At 54.7% G+C, this 16,021-nt stretch carries 16 protein-coding genes; 13 read left to right on the top strand and 3 right to left on the bottom strand.

The features are described 5' to 3' along the window. Nucleotides 1-45: 45 nt before the first annotated feature. A complete protein-coding gene (locus tag KNP74_RS03900) occupies nt 46-861 on the top strand; it encodes a ZIP family metal transporter (protein WP_214763450.1) in 816 nt (271 codons plus the stop codon). A 49-nt stretch (nt 862-910) separates the two neighbouring features. Here KNP74_RS03900 and KNP74_RS03895 read toward each other — a convergent pair whose 3' ends face one another. Beyond that, nucleotides 911-1,279, bottom strand: coding sequence for an iron chaperone (locus tag KNP74_RS03895; protein WP_214763448.1), 369 nt, complete (start codon nt 1,277-1,279; stop codon nt 911-913). Nucleotides 1,280-1,334: 55 nt separating this feature from the next. Further along, nucleotides 1,335-2,879 carry an L-glutamate gamma-semialdehyde dehydrogenase gene (gene pruA / locus KNP74_RS03890; protein ID WP_214763447.1) on the bottom strand — a complete coding sequence of 515 codons (1,545 nt, stop codon included), beginning with the start codon at nt 2,877-2,879 and terminating at the stop codon, nt 1,335-1,337. 172 nt (nt 2,880-3,051) lie between these two features. Between pruA and KNP74_RS03885 the strand changes: the two genes are divergently transcribed. The 3 genes from KNP74_RS03885 (at nt 3,052) to KNP74_RS03875 (ending at nt 5,925) form a co-directional block, all read left to right on the top strand. Beyond that, entirely contained in the window at nt 3,052-3,867 is an 816-nt protein-coding gene (locus tag KNP74_RS03885; RefSeq protein WP_214763445.1) for a nuclear transport factor 2 family protein, read from the top strand. A 12-nt stretch (nt 3,868-3,879) separates the two neighbouring features. Then, nucleotides 3,880-4,317, top strand: a complete 438-nt coding sequence (gene bcp, locus KNP74_RS03880) for a thioredoxin-dependent thiol peroxidase (RefSeq protein WP_021066484.1) — start codon at nt 3,880-3,882, stop codon at nt 4,315-4,317. A gap of 231 nt (nt 4,318-4,548) precedes the next feature. Beyond that, the gene (locus tag KNP74_RS03875) at nt 4,549-5,925 is read left to right on the top strand and encodes an alanine/glycine:cation symporter family protein (RefSeq protein ID WP_138858992.1); all 1,377 of its coding nucleotides are present in this window, start codon (nt 4,549-4,551) and stop codon (nt 5,923-5,925) included. Nucleotides 5,926-5,964: 39 nt separating this feature from the next. On the opposite strand, the gene KNP74_RS03870 is transcribed toward KNP74_RS03875, so the two are convergent. Next, nucleotides 5,965-7,668, bottom strand: coding sequence for a methyl-accepting chemotaxis protein (locus KNP74_RS03870; RefSeq protein ID WP_214763444.1), 1,704 nt, complete (start codon nt 7,666-7,668; stop codon nt 5,965-5,967). 218 nt (nt 7,669-7,886) lie between these two features. Between KNP74_RS03870 and gatC the strand changes: the two genes are divergently transcribed. The 9 genes from gatC to KNP74_RS03825 all read left to right on the top strand — a co-directional run bounded on the left by gatC (nt 7,887) and on the right by KNP74_RS03825 (nt 15,987). Then, the gene (gene gatC, locus KNP74_RS03865) at nt 7,887-8,177 is read left to right on the top strand and encodes an Asp-tRNA(Asn)/Glu-tRNA(Gln) amidotransferase subunit GatC (protein WP_021066487.1); all 291 of its coding nucleotides are present in this window, start codon (nt 7,887-7,889) and stop codon (nt 8,175-8,177) included. Between the two features lie 11 nt (nt 8,178-8,188). Next, the gene (gene gatA, locus KNP74_RS03860) at nt 8,189-9,631 is read left to right on the top strand and encodes an Asp-tRNA(Asn)/Glu-tRNA(Gln) amidotransferase subunit GatA (RefSeq protein WP_021066488.1); all 1,443 of its coding nucleotides are present in this window, start codon (nt 8,189-8,191) and stop codon (nt 9,629-9,631) included. A gap of 12 nt (nt 9,632-9,643) precedes the next feature. Next, entirely contained in the window at nt 9,644-11,074 is a 1,431-nt protein-coding gene (gene gatB, locus KNP74_RS03855) for an Asp-tRNA(Asn)/Glu-tRNA(Gln) amidotransferase subunit GatB (RefSeq protein WP_214707020.1), read from the top strand. A gap of 61 nt (nt 11,075-11,135) precedes the next feature. Further along, complete coding sequence (locus tag KNP74_RS03850; RefSeq protein ID WP_214763443.1) at nt 11,136-12,137, top strand: diacylglycerol kinase; 1,002 nt, start codon at nt 11,136-11,138, stop codon at nt 12,135-12,137. Nucleotides 12,138-12,233: 96 nt separating this feature from the next. Beyond that, nucleotides 12,234-13,595: a 23S rRNA (uracil(1939)-C(5))-methyltransferase RlmD gene (gene rlmD / locus KNP74_RS03845; protein ID WP_214763442.1), complete on the top strand. Its 1,362-nt coding sequence runs from the start codon at nt 12,234-12,236 to the stop codon at nt 13,593-13,595. A gap of 13 nt (nt 13,596-13,608) precedes the next feature. Further along, nucleotides 13,609-14,154, top strand: coding sequence for a hypothetical protein (locus KNP74_RS03840; RefSeq protein ID WP_214763440.1), 546 nt, complete (start codon nt 13,609-13,611; stop codon nt 14,152-14,154). Nucleotides 14,155-14,178: 24 nt separating this feature from the next. Further along, nucleotides 14,179-15,186 (top strand): tRNA dihydrouridine synthase, encoded by a 1,008-nt coding sequence (locus tag KNP74_RS03835; RefSeq protein WP_021066497.1) that lies wholly within the window; start codon nt 14,179-14,181, stop codon nt 15,184-15,186. Nucleotides 15,187-15,290: 104 nt separating this feature from the next. Further along, nucleotides 15,291-15,461: a hypothetical protein gene (locus KNP74_RS03830; protein ID WP_214763439.1), complete on the top strand. Its 171-nt coding sequence runs from the start codon at nt 15,291-15,293 to the stop codon at nt 15,459-15,461. A 34-nt stretch (nt 15,462-15,495) separates the two neighbouring features. Continuing rightward, nucleotides 15,496-15,987 carry a hypothetical protein gene (locus KNP74_RS03825; RefSeq protein ID WP_214763438.1) on the top strand — a complete coding sequence of 164 codons (492 nt, stop codon included), beginning with the start codon at nt 15,496-15,498 and terminating at the stop codon, nt 15,985-15,987. Nucleotides 15,988-16,021: the final 34 nt, after the last annotated feature.

Below are 16,021 nucleotides of genomic sequence, written 5' to 3'. Positions count from 1 at the left end.
GCGTGTGTCCCGGGAAAAGAATAAGGTGAAAAGGGGGCGACGGTGATGTGGGAATGGGTGGCTCAACTGAGCCCGGCCATGCAGGCACTGCTCGGGACGATGTTCACGTGGGGGATGACCGCGCTTGGGGCGACCATCGTCTATATGACGAAGTCGATCAACGCGCGGTTGATGGACAGTATGCTCGGGTTTGCCGGCGGGGTCATGATCGCCGCTAGTTTTTGGTCACTCCTTGCGCCAGCCATCGAGATGGCGGAGCAAGACGCGATGCCGGCTTTGTTGCCGACCACCGTCGGCTTTTTAGCGGGCGGTCTGTTTTTGGCGGTCGTCGATAAACTGATCCCGCACGTGCATCCGACATCTCCGATTGAGGACGCGGAAGGTATCCGCCCGCAAAAACGAAAGCGGAGCACGTTGCTCGTCTTGGCGATCACGCTGCACAACATTCCGGAAGGACTGGCCGTCGGCGTCGCCTTCGGGGCGGTCGCGGCCGATTTCCCGTCCGCTTCGCTGACGGGTGCCATCGCGTTGGCCATCGGGATCGGCATTCAAAACTTTCCGGAAGGGGCTGCCGTGTCGCTTCCGCTCAGGCGGGACGGCCTCTCTCGACGCCGCAGCTTTTTCTACGGCCAGTTATCGGGTATGGTCGAACCGGTGGCCGCGCTTGTCGGGGTATGGGCCGTGCTCGTCATGGAGCCGCTGTTGCCGTTCGCGTTAAGCTTTGCCGCCGGGGCGATGATTTTCGTCGTCGTCGAAGAGGTCATCCCGGGGTCGCAAGAGAACGGACATAAAGACATGGCGTCGATGGCGCTCATGCTCGGCTTCACGATCATGATGATGTTGGACGTGGCGTTAGGATAAGCCACAGCAAAGGAGCGGTGACATGCGCGTCACCGCTCCTTTTTTCAGGTCAACGCCAGAACGACGTGTGACCGGCCTTATCCTCGATATTGAACGCGATGATGTCACGAAGCAAGTCGTAGTCGACGGTTTGGTCCCACTTGATGCGGAACAGCTGCTTCGTCTGCGTGTAGCCCGACTCCTGGATGCGCGCCTTGAACACCTCGAGCGGGACGGACTCCGGGGCGACGGCGAAATGCGCTTTGGACACACTGAAGGCGATGATGAACGTCCCGTGATCGGTGAACATCGGCTGATTCCAGGCGATGCGCTCCTCGAGGTTGGAGAACGTCTTCCGGACCCAGACGAATACGTCGTCCAGCTTGGCCCGGCGTTCCGGGTCGTCAATCGTGGCTAAAAAATCGTCAAACGTCTCCATGGGGAAACCTCCTTTGTTGAAAGAAAGCCCGACTCCAATGAGCCGGGCTGATGGATTAAAACGTCTCAGACGTCGTTTTTGCTTGCATGTGGAGCTGGATGTAATCCGGTCCGCCTGCTTTTGAGTCTGTGCCTGACATGTTGAATCCGCCGAACGGCTGATAGCCGACGATGGCGCCTGTGCAGCCACGGTTGAAATACAAGTTGCCGACGTGGAAGTTCTGACGCGCGTACTCTTGGTTTGAGCGGTCACGCGTGAGGACGGCACCCGTCAAGCCGTATTCCGTGTTGTTGGCGATGTCGATCGCTTCTTTGAAATCTTTCGCTTTCGTGAAGGCGACGATCGGTCCAAAGATCTCTTCTTGCATGAGACGTGCTTTCGGTGCGACGTCGGCGACGACCGTCGGCTCGACGAAGTAGCCTGTCGAGTCGTCCGCTTTTCCGCCGGCGACGATCTTGCCTTCTTCTTTGGCGACATCGAAGTATGACGTGATCTTCTTGAACGCGGCCGCATCGATGACCGGTCCCATGAAGTGTTCGTTCTGCTCGGTGTTGCCGACCGAGAGTTCGTTCGTCAATTCGACGACGCGATCGAGCACCGTGTCATACACGCTGTCGACGATGACGGCACGTGAACAAGCCGAACATTTTTGACCTGAGAAACCGAATGCCGATTTGACGATCGATTGGGCCGCGAGTTCGAGGTCCGCTGATTCGTCGACGACGATCGTGTCTTTTCCGCCCATCTCAGCGATGACACGTTTGAGCCAGATTTGGCCGTCGTTCAATTTCGAGGCGCGCTCGTTGATGCGCAAGCCCACGTCACGTGAGCCTGTGAAGCTGATGAAGCGTGTCTTCGGATGGTCGACGAGGTAGTCACCGACTTCAGCGCCTGGTCCCGGGATGAAGTTGAGGACACCTTCCGGCAAGCCTGCTTCTTCCATGACCTCGACGAATTTCGCAGCGACGATCGGTGTCGTCGAAGCTGGTTTCAAGAGGATCGTGTTACCGGCGACGATGGCCGCGACGGCCGTCCCTGCCATGATCGCGAACGGGAAGTTCCAAGGGCTGATGACGATCCCGACCCCGAGTGGGATGTAGTCATAGCGGTTGTATTCGCCCGGACGGCTCTCGACTTTTTTACCTGGTTTGAGTTCGAGCATTTGACGTGCGTAGTACTCCATGAAGTCGATCGCTTCCGCTGTATCCGCGTCTGCTTCGTTCCACGGCTTGCCTGCCTCTTTGACGAGGTAGGCCGAGAACTCGTGCTTGCGTTTGCGGACGATGTTCGCCGCTTTGAACAAGACGTCGGCACGGACGGCCGGGTCGACGTGACGCCATGAGTCGAACGCAGTGAGCGCTTCTTGCATCGCACGCTCCGCGAGCTCTTGGTTCGCTTTCGAGACGTGTCCGATGACTTCTTCTTTGTTAGCTGGGTTGTAAGACGTGATTTTGCTTTCCGTCGTAACTTTTTCCCCACCGATTACGAGCGGATAGTCTTTCCCAAGCTCACCGTTCACTTTCTCGATTGCCGCTTGGATGGCTGCGGCGTTCTCTTTGTTTGTAAAGTCTGTGAATGGTTCATGTTTGTATGGAATCATTCTCGTTCCCCCTTAAAAAGTGATCAAGCAGTTAAGCGCTTACGTCTGTATTGTATCGAAAATCTTGGTGAAATCCTAGTGAAACAATTTTCCAGAAAAGCTTGTCGTTTTCGCTCGAAATCGAGTCGTGGTAGGATGAGGGTACAGGACGACTTGCGAAGGGAATGATTGAATGAACAAGTGGATGATGCCGCTCGCGCTGACCGTGTTGCTCGCGGGATGCGGGACGGCGGACGAAACGCCGACGGAAGAGGCGGCCGAAGAGACGAAAACGCCGCTCCCGGAAGCGGTCGAGACCTTGTATACGTCATACCAACAAGCGCTCGAAAACGGTGATGCGGCGGCACTCAAAGCCATCGACTATGCGGGCGAGTTGACCGCCATCCCGGCAACGGGCGCGAAGACGCGCGAGCTCACACCAGGCGATATGTACGAGAGCTGGGTGAACGAGGACGGGGACGTCGCTTTCATCGTCCACGAGATGGAAGACGCGGATGGCAACGAACTGCCGAACCGGCTCTCGAAAGTCGCCATCAAAGAAGGGGAGGACTGGAAACTCGTCGTCACACCGGCCTTGCTCCCGGCCGACGTGATCGGAGAAGTCGGAGTCATGCTGACGGGCATCGAGGCGAACGAGTACGGGGTGAATCCGGAAGCGAACGCCCGTCTCGCCGACGTGCCGGAAGATGAAGCCGGTCCGATTTATGACCGAGTGAACGCCCAAACCGACTATATGGCGCTCGAAGCCGACAATAACGTCTTCTTGCTCATGTCCGAGACACTCACCGTACCAGAGAATCAAGATACGATGACCGACTACTTCGAGGCGTACCGGACGTGGTATACCGACAACGAGGCGGAGCTCCAAAAAGCAGCCGCGACAGAAGACCCGGTCGAGTATCTCGAAGTGCTCGAACCGCTCAAACAAAAATTAGAACAAGCGATTGACGGTTATGACGAGAACCTCGTCGACCCGTCGTTCGGATAAGGAGGAAGCAATATGTTAGCACCGACATTCACATTACCGAACCAAAACGGGGACATGATCTCGCTCGAGGACTATCGTGGTCAGAAAGTCGTCCTTTATTTCTACCCGAAGGACGCGACGCCGGGCTGCACGACCGAGGCGTGTGATTTCCGTGACGCGACACCGAGATTGAACGGGGCCGTCGTCCTCGGCATCTCGGCCGATAGCCAGAAGAAGCACCAAAACTTCATCGCCAAACATGAGCTGCCGTTCGATTTGCTCGTTGACGACACGCATGAGGTGTCGGAGCTATACGGCGTTTGGCAATTGAAAAAGAATTACGGGAAAGAGTACTATGGCATCGTCCGTTCGACGTTCCTCATCAACGAGGACGGCTATATCGAACAGGAATGGCGCAGTGTGAAAGTGAACGGACACGTCGACGAGGTCGTCGCGGCGCTCACGACATGAAACGAGACGGCTTCCAAAACGGGGGCCGTTTTTTTGTGCGCCTCGCATTACAATTTTATTTCAAATACTAAATTCAGAATCAGGATAAGATAAAGCGCAAAAGTGGTATATTACAAAAATATTACACGACACCGGACCGGATTAATGCCTTGTCAACTTGACGAAGTTGAGAATGTTCTGAAAAATATGAAGGGACGGTGAACACCAGATTTACATAGGGGGCAGAGTAGCATGGAGCAATTTGAAGCGGTCTTGACGAGTCTATCGAATCTCGTCTGGGGACCACATTTGTTGATTCTATTGATTGGGACCGGGATTTACTTGACGTTCCGGCTCGGCTTTATCCAAGTGACACGTCTCGGTGTCGGTTTGAAAGAAGCGTTCATCCCGAAACAGCAGACGGACGCAGAGGTCGCGAAACAGAAGCGGCAGCGCGGGGATATCTCACATTTCCAAGCACTCATGACGGCGCTCGCGGCCACGGTCGGGACCGGCAACATGGTCGGTGTCGCGACGGCGGTCGTCCTTGGGGGACCGGGCGCCATCGTCTGGATGTGGCTCTCCGGTTTCATCGGAATGGCGACGAAGTACGCCGAGGCGATTCTCGCCGTCAAATATCGTGTCGTCGATGAGCGGGGCGAGATTGCCGGCGGGCCGATGTATTATTTGGAGCACGGATTGAAGAAAAAATGGCTCGGTATGACGTTCGCCTTGTTCGCTGCGATTGCCGCGTTCGGTATCGGTAACGGCGTCCAAACGAACTCGATCAGTATGGCGCTCAATACGTCATTCGGAATTCCGATGCTCGTGACGGGTATCGTGCTCATGGTACTTACAGGATTCGTCATCCTCGGTGGCGTCAAATCAATCGGGAAAGTCGTCAGTGTGTTCGTACCGGTCATGATTATCGGTTATGTCGGGGGCGGACTCGTTATCCTCGTCATGAACTTCGAGTTGATTCCGTCGGCATTCGCGACCATCTTCTCGAGCACGTTCAGTGCGGAGGCCATCGGCGGCGGGGCGCTCGGTGCGGCCATCCGTTACGGAGTTGCCCGAGGCGTGTTCTCGAACGAGGCGGGTCTCGGTTCGGCGCCGATCGCAGCTGCTGCCGCGAAGACCGATTTCCCGGGACGGCAAGCGCTCGTCTCGATGACGCAAGTATTGATCGATACGCTCATCGTCTGTTCGATCACCGGATTGACGATCGTCATGAGCGGTCAATATACGGGCGGGCTCCAAGGTATCGAGTTGACGCAAGCGTCATTCGCTTACTTCCTCGGCCCGATTGGGGAACTCATCGTCACGATCTCGCTCGTCTTTTTCGCTTTCTCGACGGTCATCGGCTGGTGCTATTACGGCGAACGGTCGGTCTATTATCTGCTCGGGGAGAAAGCGATCGTTCCGTATCGGATGATGTATATCCTCGTCGCTGGACTTGGTGCGATGACGACGAACTTGAATCTGATTTGGGCGATCTCGGACGTCTTCAACGGACTGATGGCGATCCCGAACTTGATTGGTCTCTTGTTCTTGTCGGGTGTCGTCGTCGCCGAGACGAAGCGCTTCGAATTGGAACGGAAAAAAGAATTGCGGCAAGCGGCCGCCTAATCAAAAGGAAGCATCCTCATGCGAGGACGCTTCCTTTTTTCATACTTTGAATTGACCGATCAATTCGTTCAACTCATCCATTTTTTGTTGGGACATCTCGGTGGCCCGGTTCAACTCACTGAACCGGTCGACGGACATCGTCACTTTCTCGGCGATTTCTTGTGTGCCGAGCGCCCCGTTGTTGACCGTGACGGCGACATCTTGGATGACCCCGATCATGTTCGACGTCAACTGTTCGAGTTCGACGGCGGCATCGGCGAATTCTGATGCGGTCGTCTCGAATCGGCCGGCGTCCTCACTGTAATGCTCGGCCGCTTCCTCAAGCTGATCATAGTCTTTCAACACGTTCGTATCGAGGAAACCGAGCATCTCGCTCGACGTGTCGTTCAAATGGTCGACGGAGTGGAGCACGGTCGTCGAGATGGCTTGAATCCGTTCGACGGTCGTCCGGCTCGTCTCCGCCAGTTTCCGAATCTCATCGGCGACGACGGCGAACCCGCGTCCCGCTTCACCGGCCCGAGCGGCTTCGATCGAGGCGTTCAAGGACAGGAGATTCGTCTGGGCGGCGATGTCGAGGATGTCATTCGTGAGTGTCGCGATTTCCCGGACGGCTTTGGCGTCCTGCATCGCTTTCTCTAAATTGACACGTGTCGATGACAGGACACTGAGTGCGGACGCTTTCGCCTCGACGGCATGGTCACGCAGGGCGACGGCACGGGCATCGACTTGTGCGGCCTCGGCTTTTCGCTCGGCGGCCATCGTCACGATATGGTGGAGCGTCCGTTCCATGTCGGAGGCCGACGCGTTCATCTCTTGTGCACTCGCGGCCGTCTGTTGCATGCCGGCTGTCAAGTCCTCTGTCGTCGCGGCGGTCGTCGTCATGTACGTATCAAGCGCTTTCAATTCGTCGTACATGTGAGCGGATTGTTCGGTCACCCCGCGTGACACACCGTTCACTTGAAGGATCAATTGACGGAGGTTGGCGAGGAATTGGTTGAAGTCGCGGGCGAGTCCCGAGAACTCGTCGCGTCGCTTCACTGGGATGGCGGTCGTCAAATCGCCTTGACTCGTGGCGAGTTCGCGCATCTTCAGTTTGAACTCGTTGAGCGGTTCGAAGATCGAGCGGAAGATGAATACCATCATCAATACTGTAAAGACGACAGCCGCAGCCATGATGACCATGAGTGTGAACTGGACTTGCTCGAACAGCGCCGCACCGGATTCCGTGTCAGACCGAATCGCGTCGCGGTTCAAGTTGACGAGCAGACCGAGCGTGTTCGAGAGGGCGTCGGCGGCAGGTGTCGCCGTGTCCCGGATATAGGCATCGGCTGCGGCTTGACCGTCCGTGTTCGAGATGCGGACGAGCTCCTCGATATTCGTTTTAAATGTCGTCCATTGGTCCGTCGCTTGATCGAACAGATCCTGGTCGGCTTTCGTGATGATGGTCGACTCATAACCGCTCATCTGTTGCTCGAGAATCGTGATGCCCGTGTCGAGGTTCGTTTCGACATTTTGCTTCGTCACCTCGTCTTCGACCAAGGCGTGACGCATCATCTGTTGGCGAATCTCAAGCAGCTGTTTATCGACTTGATGAATTTGGTCCATCCCCGGCACCCACGAGATGTTCATATCTTGCTGGGCGGCCTTGGACGCGTTCAATGCATAGAATGAGTAGCCGCTCACCCCGAGCAACAACACGAGCAAGACGGTGAAGGCGACGATCAGTTTGTTACGGATTGACATAGGGATCCTCCTCAAAAAAAAGAATGCTTCTTTCTAAGCATAATGAGATTGAGGGACGGGCCGAATAGGGGTTTTGGGAAACGAGTCAATAGTGTAGGCAGATTCCCTAACTTTTCAAAAAAGACATTAAGATTGGCGAGATGGGATTTTCTTTTTTGTCTTTTAAAAAAGTGGTATGATAATGGACGATGTATTGAAAACTGTTGGAGGTGGAACCTTTGGCTCGAATCACAGAAGCTGAAGTTCGGCACGTCGCCGGACTCGCCCGACTTGCGATCACAGAAGATGAAGTGACGCACTTCACGGAGCAATTGACAAAAATCCTCGAGTTCGCTGAGCAACTCGATGAACTCGATACGACGGGCGTCATCCCGACGACCCATGCCCTAGATTTGAAAAACGTACTACGCAAAGACGAGGTTCGTCCTTCACTTCCACGCGAGGAAGTCGAACGGATGGCACCTGATTGGGAAAACGGCCAAGTTCGTGTCCCAGCGGTCTTTGAATAAGGAGGCCCTTCATGAGTTTATTTGATCACGGTGTAGCCAAGCTGCATACGCTTATAAAAGAAGGCGAAGTCACGGTATCCGACCTCGTCAAAGAATCATTTGACCGCATCGAGGCGACCGACGAGAAAATCGGTGCCTTCTTGACGCTCAACGAAGACGCGTTCGAACAAGCGAAACGGATGGACGAGCTCGCCAAGACCTCGGACAACCCGCTCTTCGGTTTGCCGATCGGCGTCAAAGACAACATCGTCACGAAAGGGACACGCACGACGTGTGCCTCGAAGTTCCTCGAGAACTTTGTCCCGGCACATGACGCGACGGTCGTCGAGCGTCTCCATGACGCCGGTGCCGTCACAATCGGGAAGTTGAACATGGACGAGTTCGCGATGGGTTCATCAAACGAGAACTCGGCGTTCAAAGTCGTCCGTAACCCGTGGGACCCAACGCGCGTACCAGGCGGTTCGTCAGGCGGTTCAGCGGCAACGGTCGCGGCCGGCCAAGTCCTGTTTAGCCTCGGCTCGGATACGGGTGGCTCGATTCGTCAACCGGCGGCCTATTGTGGCGTCGTCGGGATGAAACCGACGTACGGTCTCGTCTCACGTTACGGCCTCGTCGCATTCGCCTCGTCGCTCGACCAAATCGGTCCGCTCACACGTACGGTCGAAGATAACGCCTACTTGTTGAACGCGATTGCCGGTCATTGCGACATGGACTCGACGTCAGCAACGGTCGACCTTCCGGATTACACGAAATCGCTTCACGGCGACATCAAAGGCATGAAGCTCGCGCTTCCAAAAGAGTTCATGGCCGAAGGCGTGTCAGACGGTGTCCGTAAACAGATTGAAGAAGCGGTCGAGACGCTTAAGTCGCTCGGTGCGACGGTCGAGACGGTCTCGCTCCCGACGGTGAAATATGCGCTCCCGACATACTACTTGCTCGCGTCATCGGAAGCGTCTTCGAACCTCGCCCGGTTTGACGGCATCCGTTACGGACGCCGCGCCGAGGCCGATGCGCTCGAAGAAGTGTTCACGTATTCGCGCGAACAAGGTTTCGGGGAAGAAGTGAAACGCCGCATCATGCTCGGGACGTACGCACTCAGCTCGGGTTATTACGATGCGTTCTACAAAAAGTCACAACAGGTCCGCACGCTCATGAAGCAAGACTTTGCGAACGTATTCGCCGACTACGATGCAATCATCGGACCGACTGCGCCGACGGTCGCGTTCAAACTCGGTGACCAGCTCGAAGACCCACTCACGATGTATGCCAACGATATTATGACGATTCCGGTCAACTTGGCGGGCATCCCGGCCATCTCGGTACCGGCCGGCTTGTCAGAAGGCCTCCCGGTCGGTTTACAGATCATCGGGAATCATTTCAGTGAACCAACACTCTACCGCGTGGCCCATGCTTTTGAACAAGCAAACGGCGGTTTCAAGATGCCACAGCTCTAAGGAGGACGTACGATGAACTTTGAAACGATCATCGGGATCGAGGTGCACGCCGAGCTGAGCACGAAGTCGAAGATTTGGTGTGGCTGCTCGCGCACATACGGTGCCGAAACGAATACACAGACGTGTCCGATTTGTCTCGGACACCCGGGCGTCTTGCCTAAATTGAACGAAGAGGCGGTCAATCTCGCCATTAAGGCCGCGATGGCACTCAACTGCGAAATCGCGACCGATACGAAATTCGACCGCAAGAACTATTTCTATCCAGATACGCCGAAAGCGTATCAAATCTCGCAGTTCGACCAGCCGATCGGTTTCAACGGCCATGTCGACGTTGAAGTCGACGGTGAGATGAAACGGTTCCGCATCGAACGCGTCCATCTCGAGGAAGATGCCGGGAAGATGAACCACACGGGCGAGAAACACTCGGTCGTCGACTTCAACCGGACCGGGTCACCCCTCATCGAGATCGTCAGTGAGGCTGACATGCGCTCACCGAAAGACGCCGTCGCCTACCTCGAGCGCTTGAAAGAAGTGCTCTCGTTCGCGGGCGTCTCGGACGTCAAGATGGAAGAAGGGTCGCTTCGTTGCGACTGTAACATCTCGGTCCGTCCGTTCGGTCAAGAGCCGTTCGGCACGAAGACGGAGCTCAAAAACTTGAACTCGTTCTCGAACGTCTTGAAGGCGCTCGAGTATGAGGAAGAGCGTCACCGCAAACTCCTCATCACGGGCGGCGTCATGCGTCAAGAGACGCTCCGTTTTGATGAGGCGGCGAAGAAGACGATCCTCATGCGTGTCAAAGAAGGAGCGGCCGATTACCGCTACTTCCCAGAGCCGGACCTCGTCCGTCTCGAGATCGATGAGGAATGGAAAGAACGCATCCGCGCCACGCTTCCGGAACTTCCGGTCGCACGTCGCGAACGTTATATGAACAACTACGGCTTGTCGGCTTATGACGCCAAGGCGCTCACGTCGACGCGGGAGTTCTCGGACTTCTTCGAAGCGACGACTGCGGCCGGTGCCGAACCGAAAGCGGCCGCGAACTGGCTCATGGGCGAAGTGCTCGGTCACTTGAACAAATCGGACGATACGATCGAGACGATGAAATTGACGCCGAGCTCGCTTGCGGAGTTGATTCGTTTGATTGGAGAAGGTACAATTTCTTCGAAGATCGCCAAACGCGTGTTCACAGCCATGATCGAAGAAGGCGCCGAGCCGAAGGCGTACGTCGAAGCGAACGGTCTCGCCCAAATCTCGGACGAGAACTTGCTCCGCGGTTACATCCTCGACTTGTTCGAAGCGCATCCGCAGATGATTGAAGACTTTAAGAACGGGAAAGACCGTGCCAAAGGCTTTATCATCGGGCAGATCATGAAGCAGACGAAAGGGATGGCGAACCCGGCACTCCTCGATGGCTTGTTCCACGAAGAGATCGCCAAACGCTAAACAAGCGGCGAGGCACTTGTGTCTCGCTTTTCGCTCGACTTGAGCATGGGGAGAGAACATTATGCAACGAAAACGCGCACGGGTCATCTATAACCCGACATCTGGAAAAGAAGTGATCAAACGGGAACTCCCGTACATTTTGAACCGCCTCGAGGATGCGGGTTATGAGACGTCGACGTACGCGACGAAAGCGATTGGCGACGCGACGCTCGAGGCCGTTCGGGCGGCGGAGGCCGAGTTCGACTTGATTATCGCGGCCGGTGGGGACGGGACGCTGAACGAGGTCATCTCGGGACTCGCCCCGCTCGACACGCGTCCAACGATCGGACTCATCCCGGTGGGTACGACGAACGACTTCGCTCGGGCGATGCGAATCCCGCTCAACGTTGTCGGCGCCCTCGACGTCATCTGTGACGGTTTCGAGATGCCGGTCGACCTCGGTGAGATTGAAGGGGAGAAAGGCGACATCCATTACTTCATCAATATCGCCGGCGGAGGCATCATGACGGAGCTGTCGTATGAGGTCCCTTCGAAACTGAAGACGGCGCTCGGCCAGCTCGCCTATTACGTCAAAGGGATGGAGAAGCTTCCACTCATCAAGCCGACGTATATCGAGCTCGAACACGACGAGGGCACGTTCAGCGGCGAGGTCATGATTTTCCTCACGTCGAACTCGAACTCGGTCGGTGGCTTTGAGAAGATCTCACCGCACGCGTCATTGAACGACGGACTGTTCGACTTGTTCATCTTGCGCAAGTGTAACTTGTTCGAGTTCATCCACGTCGTCCGCTTGCTGCTCCGTGGCGAACATTTGTCGAGTCCGCTCGTCGAGCACGTCAAGACGGGACGCGTCAAGATGAAGACGGCGACGGAACCGATGAGTCTCAACATCGACGGCGAGTACGGCGGCGAATGCACGGGCGAGATGCGGAACTTGTTCCGTCACTTGACGGTGCTCGCGCCGAACGCGCGCATCCGTGAGATGGAAGACTTGAACGCCCAGTATGAACGCGAACAGATGATCAAACAGCTGTTCAACGTGTCAAACGAGAAAGCAGAATGAGTCGGCTCGGCGTGGCGCACACGCCGAGCTTTTCGTTCGCTTGGAACGGGTATGAACCAATACACACTATTTTTTGAATCGGGAAAGGAGAGACTCATGTTACCAGTCCAAAAAAATGACCGTCTCGACGTCCACATCCACGACCTCACACACGAAGGCGCGGGTGTGGCACGGGTCGACGGTTACACGTTGTTCGTCCCGAACGCACTTCCGGGAGAGACCGTGGAGATTGTCGTGACGAAGACGAACAAACAGTACGGGTTCGCCCGCTTGATCGATGTGAAAGAAGCGAGCGCGGACCGCGTCGAGCCACCGTGCCCGATTTTCTATCAGTGCGGGGGCTGTCAGCTCCAACACTTCAGCTACGACGGCCAGCTCCGCCAAAAACGGGACCGTGTCGTCGATGCGTTGAAACGACTCGGTCAGTTCGACGTGCCCGTCCACGAGACGATCGGCATGCCGGAACCATGGCGTTACCGCAACAAGGCACAAGTGCCGTTCAAAGACGAGGCCGGTCGCCTCGTCGCCGGTTTCTATCGTCCACGTTCGCACGATATCGTCGAGATGAAGGAATGTCTCATCCAAGACGAGCGCAACGATGAGGCCGTCCAAGTCGTCCGTGACGTGCTCGCGGCGCACGGTGTGCCGGCATACGATGAGAAGACCGGGCGCGGCGTCATCCGCCACGTCATGGCCCGTTACGGCTACCATTCGGGTGAATTGATGATCGTCCTCATCACGAAGACGACAAAAATCAAAGGCGTGAATGAGATTGTCGCCGACATCTTGAAACGTCTGCCGGACGTGACGTCAATCATGCAAAACGTCAACCCGGACAAGACGAACGTCATCTTAGGGTCGACGAACAAACTGCTCTACGGACACGAGACGATTGAGGATAAAATCGGTGGACTGACGTTCACGATTTCCCCGCACTCGTTCTTCCAAGTCAACCCGGTCCAGACGGAGAAGCTATACGGCAAGGCGCTCGAATACGCGCAACTCACCGGAACGGAACAAGTCGTCGACGCCTATTGCGGCATCGGGACGATCAGTCTGTTCCTCGCCCGGAAAGCGGCGCACGTGTACGGCGTCGAAGTCGTACCGGAAGCGATTGAGGACGCGAAACAGAACGCGCTCGTCAACGAAATCGACAACGTGACATACGCGTGTGGAGCGGCAGAAAATGTGTTGCCAAAGTGGAAGCAGGATGGCATCAATCCTGACGTCATCGTCGTCGATCCACCACGTAAAGGCTGTGCCGAGTCGTTCCTTGAGACGATGGTCGAGATGGCACCGAAGCGGATCGTCTACGTGTCATGCAATGTCGCGACGCAGGCACGCGATATGCGTTATCTTGCGGACCGTGGCTACAAATTAGTCGAAGTCACACCAGTCGACATGTTCCCGCATACGGCGCATGTGGAGACGGTGGCGTGGTTGGAGAAAAGTAGTTAAGGGGGACACTTATATGGCAGACAAAGGTGAGAATTTAGTTTCAGAATACTTTAGTCATTTAGGATTAGACGCTAGAAAAATTAGTGAGGAAGAAGTAAAAACACCGGACTTTGAAGTTTACAATAAAGATGGTAAACTCCTATTTTATGCTGAAGAAAAAACTATTGACGAAAGTGACTTCTTAAACGATGCAAAGTCAGGGGAAGTTATCTGTGTTCCTGATTCATCATTTAATACTTTGCAAAAAAAGTTTCGAACATCCGTACAGCAGTTTAGGAGTGTCAATGAACACCATCTTATACCAAATGTATTAGTGTTCGTGAATCAGAGTACGGATGTTAATTTTAATGATTTAATAATTGCTCTTACTGGAAAAGGTATTGATACAGATGGTGAACTCGTAGCCATTAGACCAGTTGGTAGAGTCAAAGCTGATCATCAATTTGTTGATTTATGTTTATGGTTTGATAAAGATGAACTAACAAACGGCGCTTACGTATCATGTCACACGCGACATACAGAATTCTTAGAAAATATTAATTTTGTCGAAATAGATTAGTTTTAAAGAAAGGAATAAAGTGTTATGAAAGAAAACTTCTGGCGCGACCTGCCGCGTCCATTCTTTATACTTGCCCCGATGGAAGACGTGACCGATGTCGTCTTCCGCCACGTCGTCGCCCATGCCGGACGCCCGGACGTGTTCTTCACCGAGTTCGCCAACTCGGACAGCTACTGTCATCCGGAAGGGAAAGGCAGCCTGCGTGGACGTTTGACGTTCACCGAGGACGAACAGCCGATGGTCGCCCACATTTGGGGTGACAACCCGGATTACTTCCGTGAGATGAGCATCGGCATGGCCGAGATGGGCTATAAAGGCCTCGACATCAATATGGGTTGCCCGGTCCCGAACGTGGCCAAGCGTGGGAAAGGGAGCGGACTCATCCTCCGTCCTGACGTCGCAGCCGAACTCATTCAAGCGGCGAAAGCGGGCGGCATCCCAGTCAGCGTCAAGACGCGTCTCGGTTTCGCGAAGCTCGACGAGTGGCGCGACTGGTTGACGCATCTCTTGAAGCAAGACATCGCCAACTTGTCGATTCACTTGCGGACACGCAACGAGATGAGTAAAGTCGATGCGCACTGGGAGATGATTCCGGATATCGTCAAACTGCGTGATGAGATTGCACCGGATACGCTCATCACGATCAACGGCGACATCCTTGACCGTCAAATGGGATTAGAACTCGTCGAGAAATATGGCGTCGACGGCGTCATGATTGGCCGTGGGATTTTCAAGAACCCGTTCGCGTTCGAGAAAGAGCCGCGTGAGCATTCGATGGAAGAGTACCTCGACTTGCTTCGTCTCCAACTCGATTTGCAAGACAAGTTCCAAGAAGAGGTGCCGCGTTCGATTTCGAACTTGCACCGCTTCTTCAAGATTTACGTGAAAGGGTTCCGCGGGGCGAGTGACCTCCGTGTGAAGCTCATGGACACGAAATCGACAGACGAAGTGCGGGCCCATCTTGACGCGTTCGTTGAGAATTATCATAAAGAAGAAGCGGCGCTTGCCGAGGCGGCGTCGACAGTCGAATAAGGAATGATGGGATTCAGCAGATGCTGGGTCCCTTTCTTATGTGGCGATAGTGAATCGAAACTTTTGATCCACTTGGTTCGTAAGAAAGGATGGGAGGGATGAACATGAACGAGTGGCGCGAATCAGCAGTCGGTCTTGGCCTTGTGTTTGGAACGGCTGGCGGGCTGATCATCTCATTATTATTCGATTTTCCGTCCATGTATGGCATCGTCATCGGTTCGATTATCGGCTATTGGATTGGGCTCTTCATCTCTATCCGTGCGATGAAACGATAACGACCCATTATTAAAACAGGAGGAGCGTTTCAATATGAGTGAATTCCAATTTATTACGAGCAATCACCCACTGAAAGAAGTCGAAAATCCGTATATCGAGTTCTTATCGATCAACGAGGCCATCAAAAAAGGCGTCGTGTTGCCTGACATGCTTACAGACGACGAAGACCTTGACCGTGATGAAAAGATTTTGATGAACGTCGAGTCAGAAGAGCAGCTTGATGAAATCGAAATTAAGCGAGACCTATACTATGACGTGGCGAACGTCGAGGCTTATTCTTCAAAACCGCACGTCGTGGAGTTGCGCTGGCGTTATACGGATGCGAGAGCCGAACAGCTCGTCGAGTATATAACCGATCACTTGAAGACGGCGGATGAAGTCGAGATTTGGAAAGTGTGGGTCGATGAACAGACGGAGCCGAGCGTTCAATCCATCAAGCTCGACGCGTTAACGATTGATGCGCTACGGTTTTTAGGTGCAGACGGATTCGAACGACCACAGTGCCTTCGTGTGACAATATCCTAATCTGAGCGTGACCGACGTCTGGCCATCCCGAACG

The organism is Exiguobacterium sp. s141, from assembly GCF_018618085.1.
GTDB lineage: Bacteria > Bacillota > Bacilli > Exiguobacteriales > Exiguobacteriaceae > Exiguobacterium > Exiguobacterium mexicanum_A.
The sequence above is the reverse complement of the archived record's forward strand: the minus strand, read 5'-3'. Positions and strand labels throughout refer to the sequence as shown.